5 protein-coding genes and 2 pseudogenes are annotated in these 6,344 nt (G+C 66.5%); 5 read left to right on the forward strand and 2 right to left on the reverse strand.

Going from position 1 to position 6,344, the window contains the following annotated elements; translation table 11 throughout:
* Positions 1 to 202: 202 nt before the first annotated feature.
* A complete protein-coding gene (locus tag VMS22_18485; GenBank protein ID HXJ36025.1) occupies positions 203 to 832 on the forward strand; it encodes a tail fiber domain-containing protein in 630 nt (209 codons plus the stop codon).
* Positions 833 to 1,247: 415 nt separating this feature from the next.
* Positions 1,248 to 3,062, forward strand: a complete 1,815-nt coding sequence (locus tag VMS22_18490; GenBank protein ID HXJ36026.1) for a hypothetical protein — start codon at positions 1,248 to 1,250, stop codon at positions 3,060 to 3,062.
* A 223-nt stretch (positions 3,063 to 3,285) separates the two neighbouring features.
* Here the strand turns inward: VMS22_18490 and VMS22_18495 are convergent, their stop codons facing one another.
* Positions 3,286 to 3,615: a transposase gene (locus tag VMS22_18495; GenBank protein HXJ36027.1), complete on the reverse strand. Its 330-nt coding sequence runs from the start codon at positions 3,613 to 3,615 to the stop codon at positions 3,286 to 3,288.
* A gap of 241 nt (positions 3,616 to 3,856) precedes the next feature.
* Between VMS22_18495 and VMS22_18500 the strand changes: the two genes are divergently transcribed.
* On the forward strand, positions 3,857 to 3,970 hold the full coding sequence (locus VMS22_18500; protein HXJ36028.1) for an EF-hand domain-containing protein: 114 nt from the start codon (positions 3,857 to 3,859) through the stop codon (positions 3,968 to 3,970).
* A gap of 7 nt (positions 3,971 to 3,977) precedes the next feature.
* Here VMS22_18500 and VMS22_18505 read toward each other — a convergent pair whose 3' ends face one another.
* Positions 3,978 to 4,460, reverse strand: a complete 483-nt coding sequence (locus VMS22_18505; protein HXJ36029.1) for a hypothetical protein — start codon at positions 4,458 to 4,460, stop codon at positions 3,978 to 3,980.
* A gap of 172 nt (positions 4,461 to 4,632) precedes the next feature.
* On the opposite strand from VMS22_18505, the pseudogene VMS22_18510 reads away from it, so the two are divergent.
* Positions 4,633 to 5,777 (forward strand): annotated as a pseudogene (locus tag VMS22_18510) (IS3 family transposase).
* A 135-nt stretch (positions 5,778 to 5,912) separates the two neighbouring features.
* A pseudogene (locus tag VMS22_18515) lies at positions 5,913 to 6,125 on the forward strand (hypothetical protein).
* Positions 6,126 to 6,344 lie beyond the last annotated feature (219 nt).

Here is a 6,344-nt window from a genome sequence, read left to right on the forward strand (position 1 = left end):
CGTTCGCTCCGACGCCGGTACTCTGCTCGACACGGGGATGCCTCCTCACCGAGTCCGGCGCGTCGCCGCCTCGGCTTTCGTGTTTGCTCACACGTGAGGTTGCATCCCCCTCCCTTTTTCCAGCAAGACTATGACTTCACCCAACACGGCCTTCGGATCCCATACCCTTCCCAGGAACACTACCGGTGATAACAACACCGCCTTGGGCTCCGCTGCCCTCTACTCGACTACCTCCGGAGCCCGCAACATTGCGATCGGCGTCTACGCGGGCCGGTTCCAGACCACCGGCAACGACAACATCTACCTCGCCAACACGAGCGTGGCGGCCGAGAGCGGGCAGATCAAGATCGGGACCGCTGGCACACAAACGAAGACGACGATCGCCGGCATCCGCGGCACGACGGTGCCCGGCGGCATCACAGTACTCGTCGACGCGAACGGTGTGCTCGGCACGACCACCTCGTCCGCGCGCTTCAAGCAGGACGTGCACGACATGGGCGAGGCGAGCGACGTGCTGATGAAGCTTCGCCCTGTGACCTTTCACTATCGCGAAGACGTGGTGGGTGCCGAGGAGGCGAAGACACAGCAGTACGGGCTCATCGCGGAAGAGGTAGCCGAGGTGGCCCCCGAGCTGGTGGCGTCCGACGCCGATGGCAAGCCTGACTCCGTGAAGTATCATGTTTTTCCGTCGCTGCTCTTGAACGAGCTTCAGAAGCAGCGAGCCGCGGCGCAGGAACAGCAGCGCTCGATGGAGCACGTGATCCAGGCGCAACAACAGGAGATTGCTGCGCTCACGATGCGGCTGGCGCGGCTAGAGGCGCACGCGCGCTAGGTCGCGCGGAGCTGAGCATCGCACAACCGAGCATAGGTAGTTGAGCTGGATTTTCGGAAGATCCGACCCCCGTAGCGGGAAGTCTAGGCATAACATGAGAAGACGGGGTTGGGAACGCTGCGAGCGGGCGTGACGCAACCAACCCAGACGGCCGTTCGCACAACTGGCCGGAGGGGGTGGTTAAATGCGTCGCAGGGCGTGCGCTTGGGTTCTGTTGGCATTGCTCTTCGCGAGTGGAGCGAGCGCCGAAGCCCCGGTGGTCGCGTGGGGCCAAAATAGCTTCGGCCAGTCGACCCCACCGGGATCGGTGACTGGGACGAGCGCCGGCGCGCGAGCGATCGCGGCTGGCGACGGCGAGGGCTGTGCGATCCAGGCCGACACCGGCGCGGTCGGCTGCTGGGGCGGATACAACGGCGTGGAGCTCGCGCCCCCCGCCGCGGTCGATGGCACGAGTGGCACGGCCACGGCGCTTGCGGAGAGCGGAACCCACCGATGTGCGATCCAGGCCGGTACCGGCGCCGTGGTCTGCTGGGGAGTCTTGGGCTATGGCATCTCTGGCGACGTACAGTCACCGCCTTCGGTGAACGGGACCAGCGGAACCGCCACCGCGATCGCGGCAGGATTCAATCACAGCTGTGCGATCCAGGCCGGCACCGGCGCCGTCGTCTGTTGGGGCGACGACTCCTACGGCCAATCGACGCCGCCCGCTTCAGTAAACGGGACTAACGGAACAGCGACCGCGATCGCGGGCGGGTTCTACCATACCTGCGCGATCCGTGCGGGCAGCGGCGCCGTCATCTGCTGGGGCGCCATCGGCATCATCAACATAGATATTACGCCCCCGTCGTCGGTGAACGGCACGGGAGGTACCGCCACCGCGATCGCAGCCGGCTTGCAGACCTGTGCGATTCAGGCCGCCACAGGCCACGTCGTCTGTTGGGGCAACAACAACTTCGGTCAGGCGACGCCGCCCGATTCCGTGAACGGGACCAGCGGAACCGCCACGGCGGTCGCGGCGAGTCTCTACCACACCTGCGCGATCCAGGCGGGAACGGGCCGGGTCGTCTGTTGGGGCTACAACACCTCCGGCCAGGCGACGCCGCCCAACTCGGTGAACGGAGCGCGCGGCACCGCTATCGCGATCGCGCCGGGGAACGATCACACCTGCGCGATCCGGGCGGGAACGCGCGCCATCGTCTGTTGGGGCTCGAACTCGAGAGGCCAGGCGACTCCCCCGGACTCGATGAGCGGGAGGAATGTCTTCGCCATCGCGGGTGGTTACAACCACAGCTGTGCGATCAAGGCCGAGACGGGCGCTGTTGTCTGCTGGGGCGACGACTCCACCGGCCAGGCAACGCCGCCAGACTCGGTGAATGGAACGAACGGAACCGCCAGCGCGATCGCGGCCGGTGCTGGCGGCAATCACACGTGCGCGATCCAGGCGGTCAGCGGCCAGGCAGTCAGCGGCCCAGTCATTTGCTGGGGCGACGACTCCTACGGCCAATCGACGCCGCCCCCTTCGGTGATCGGTGCGAACGGCGCCCAGGCGATCGCAGCCGGCGGTCGGCACACCTGTGCGATTCAGGCCGGCACCGGCACCGGCGCCGTCGTCTGTTGGGGCGACGACACCTCCAACCACCAATCGACGCCGCCCGATTCCGTCAACGGGACCAGCGGAACCGCCACGGCGGTCGCGGCCGGCGACTCTCACAGTTGCGCGATCCGGGCGGGGACGGGCGCCGTCGTCTGTTGGGGTGCCGACTTCGCGCACCAGGCGACGCCGCCCCCTTCGGTGATCGGTACGAACGGCGCCCGCGCGATCGCGGCTGGTTTGAATCACACCTGCGCGATCCAGGCAGTCAGCGGCGCAGTCGTTTGCTGGGGCGAGGCAGTCGAAGGCCAATCGACACCGCCCGACTCGGTGAATGGAACGAGCGGAACCGCCACGGCGATTGCGGCCGGGGTCAATCACAGCTGCGCGATCCGCGCGGGAACGAGCGCCGTCGTCTGTTGGGGAAGAAACGACGCTGGCCAGTCGACCCCACCCGGCTCGGTGGACGGTACGAGCGGCGCCGCCGAAGCGATCGCGGCTGGCGCCTACCACACCATCGCAATTCCGGAGCCTTCTTCGGATCTCCTCCTCCTCGCCGGCCTGGCGTCGCTGTTCGGGGCGCACAAGGCAAAGAAGCGGGCGTGGCGTCTCCGAGGGAGTGCGCCCTCAAGCTCGTAGAGACGCCAAGGGATTTCCGGTGCCATCCCATGCCGCCCTGTGCGGCGCGCTGCGGGTTCCGCGCCATCGGGCTCGTCCAGCCCGTTCGGCACTTTTCGATCAGGGCGGGAACATTCTACGTGTCTTCGGGAACAGGTCAGGGACTGGGTCGTGTCCGATTCTGGTGGAAATGCGATCTAACGCTTCTTCCGGAAGAGGTTCGTTCGAATAGCACGTGGCTCCCTCAGGCCGCCCTTCTCTGAGCGATCGGGCTTGCGAGCGCGACACGCACGAGATGCGGTGCATCGATCTTGCGCAGTTTGATCTGCCCGCTGGCCACGAGGCCGTAGAGCAGCACCATCGCGGCTTCCTCGGTCGGCAGCGAGCCCTGCGTCTTCACGCGCCGTCGGAACTCCTCGTTGAGTCGCTCGATCGCGTTGGTGGTGCGCAAGCACTTGCGCTGCTCGGCCGGGAAGGCGAAGCAGGTGCTGATACTCAACCGGATCAAGGATGGATTATGAATAGGATCTCTCTCTGGCTTGTGCTCGTCGTGGGTCTTCTGCTCCCGTCTCACCGTTCGCTCGCCTTAGGAGAGGTCTTTAAGGTCGAAACGAGCGGGACCCAGGTCTGCGGCAATTTCGACACAACGAAGTTCAACGCAAAGAACAATGTTGATCTCTGGGTTCGCATCGACAGTACGGAGCAGCTCACGATTTCATTGACGCCCGATTTCGCGACCGGCGCGACCCTTCCGATGGTCGCGGATAGGACATTCAAGCGGGGATACAAATGTCCGAGAGGGGTCGTTATGTCAAATGGCCAGCGCCTATGTGCACGCGGCGAGCTTCGATCGCTTCGACCCCGACCACGACGGCGTCGTGACGCACGAGGAGTTCCTGCGCGATCGCGCGCAGGCCCGGAGTCAATGAGCGGCGATCAGAGCGGCGACCAGCCGCTGTCGTCCTCGCCGGTATCGGGCGACTGCGAGTGATCGGCTTCCGCTTCGGGCGGCGGCGGGGGGAGCGCCCCGATCTGCTGATCGAGGTCCGACTCGCGCGCGGCCTCCGCGCGCGTCGCCTCGGGCGAAGCAATCCCTGCCGTCGGCGAGCCGAGCACGATTCCGAGGGACGGCAGCCCCGACCACCCGGCCGCCCCGCCCAACGGCCCCGAGAGGGGACCCGGACCGAAGTAGGGGCTCGGCGCGATGAACGGGCTCGGACCCAAGAAGCCTGGAACCGCGGGTCCGAACGCACCGGGAGAGCCGAACTGCGGTGCCAAGATGGGAACGAACGCGAATCCACCGGGTCGGCCCGCCGAGCCGCCGTGGTGCCCACCACCGTGTCCGTGGGCGGAGGCCGCCGCGGGAGCCACTGCGATCACCGTGGCCAGGAGGATCGGAGCGATGCTCAAGTCGCGCATGGTGCGCCTCGCGAGCCGACACACCCCAAACCCATGCTACCCCGTGTGCGGCACAGACGCTCAAGCTCGAGGCGCCGACGAAAGAGGCCCCGGAGACGGAGGTTGCTTCGCTCCGACTGGAGTTGCCTGAGTTTCGTGGACACCTTCAGACTTTGGAAGGAAGGAGTTCACGATGCCGAAGAGTCATCCTCCCTACCCGCCGGAGCTGCGGCGTAGGTTGGTGGAGATGGTGCGAGCCGGGCGTAGCCCGGCGGAGCTGGCCGAGCAGTTCGAGCCGTCGGAGCAGTGCATCCGCAACTGGGTGAAGCAGGCCGATCGTGACAGCGGGAAGCGTCACGACGGATTGACGACGGCGGAGAAGGACGAGTTGGCGCTTCTGCGGCGGGAGAACCGTGCGCTCCGTGAGGAGCGGGCGATCCTGGCAAAAGCCGCGGCCTGGTTCGCGCGGGAGACCGGAAAGATCCCGTCCGGATCTACGAATTCGTGAGCGCACACCGGGCCGAGCACAGAGTCACCACGATGTGTCGCGTGCTGGAGGTCTCCGCCAGCGGGTATTCCGCGTGGCAGAAGCGCCCGGCTTCGAGGCGGGCACAGCAGGATGGTGTCCTGTTGCGAAGGATCCGAACCATTCACGAGGCATCTCGACAGACCTATGGGGTGCCTGGCGTGCTTCGAGAGCTGAGGGACGATGGTGTCGCGGTGGGTCGGGATCGGGTGGCGCGACTCATGCGGCTTGCGGGATTGCAAGGTGTCTCGCGGCGGCGCTTCGTGACGACGACGCAGCGAGACGAATCGGATCGGCCGGCGCCGGATCTGGTGGAGCGTCGCTTCGAAGCGGAGGGACCGAACCAGCTCTGGGTCGCCGACATCACCTACATCCCGACCTGGGCGGGGTTCCTGTACCTGGCCGTGGTGCTCGACGTGTGGAGCCGCAAGGTGATCGGCTGGACGATGGCGACGCATCTGCGCACCGAGCTCGTGCTCGAGGCCCTGCAGATGGCGATCCAGCAGCGGCGGCCTTGCAGCGTGATCCATCACAGCGACCAGGGCTGCCAGTACACGTCGTTCGCCTTCGGCAAGCGCTGCGAGCAGCTCGGCGTGCGGCCCTCGATGGGCAGTGTCGGCGATGCCTACGACAACGCCATGGCGGAGAGCTTCTTCGCCACGCTCGAGTGCGAGCTGCTCGAGCGCACGCGCTTCGAGACGCAGGCGCAGGCGCGGCTCGCGAACTTCGAGTGGATCGAGGGCTGGTACAACCCGCAGCGGCGTCACTCGTCGATCGGATATCTATCCCCGAACGAGTTCGAGCGACGTCACGCGCCGTCCGGAGAACTCGGGGCTCCGCCCCGAACCCCGATCCAGAACGAGATGCTGAGAGCACGGGAAGGTCTTGTGCTCGAAAGCGATCAACCGTCCACGCAACCCAGGTAACTCCAGGCCAGCCCATGTGACTCGTGGCTGCAGCGGTCCTGGCGCCCGATCACGATGCTGACCTTCCTGGGCCTCGTCGTGGCCGACTCGTTCGGCTGGCTCCACAGCGCGCTCGCACCCCAGGCGTGGACGCTGCTGCAGATCGGGCTCGGCGGCTACGTGGTCGGCCGCAGCGCAGAGAAGGTGGCCCCGATCGTCGCCGCCGCGCTGAAGGGCGATCCGACGAAGGGGTAGCCCGCAGTTAGGAGCGGCCGCCCCCGTTGGGACCGGCCGCAAGAGGCTTCAGCACCTGCTCACCCCGGACGAGGAGATGGGCATGGGTCGATCGGATCTTGGCGCGCGCCCCGGAAGCAGGCGAGTCGAATTGAGAATGAAGGTGAGCTCGGAGGCGACGTGGATGAACGCCGCGAGGAGCGGATTCAAGTACCCGAACGCCGCGAGGCCGATGCCGAC

This window comes from Candidatus Eisenbacteria bacterium (assembly GCA_035577985.1).
In the GTDB taxonomy this organism is placed as follows: domain Bacteria; phylum Desulfobacterota; class Binatia; order DP-6; family DP-6; genus DATJZY01.

Coding starts and splice junctions, on each gene's coding strand:
- VMS22_18500 (HXJ36028.1), top strand. CDS start 3,857: ATGGCCAGCGCCTATGTGCACGCGGCGAGCTTCGATCGCTTCGACCCC.
- VMS22_18505 (HXJ36029.1), bottom strand. CDS start 4,460: ATGCGCGACTTGAGCATCGCTCCGATCCTCCTGGCCACGGTGATCGCA.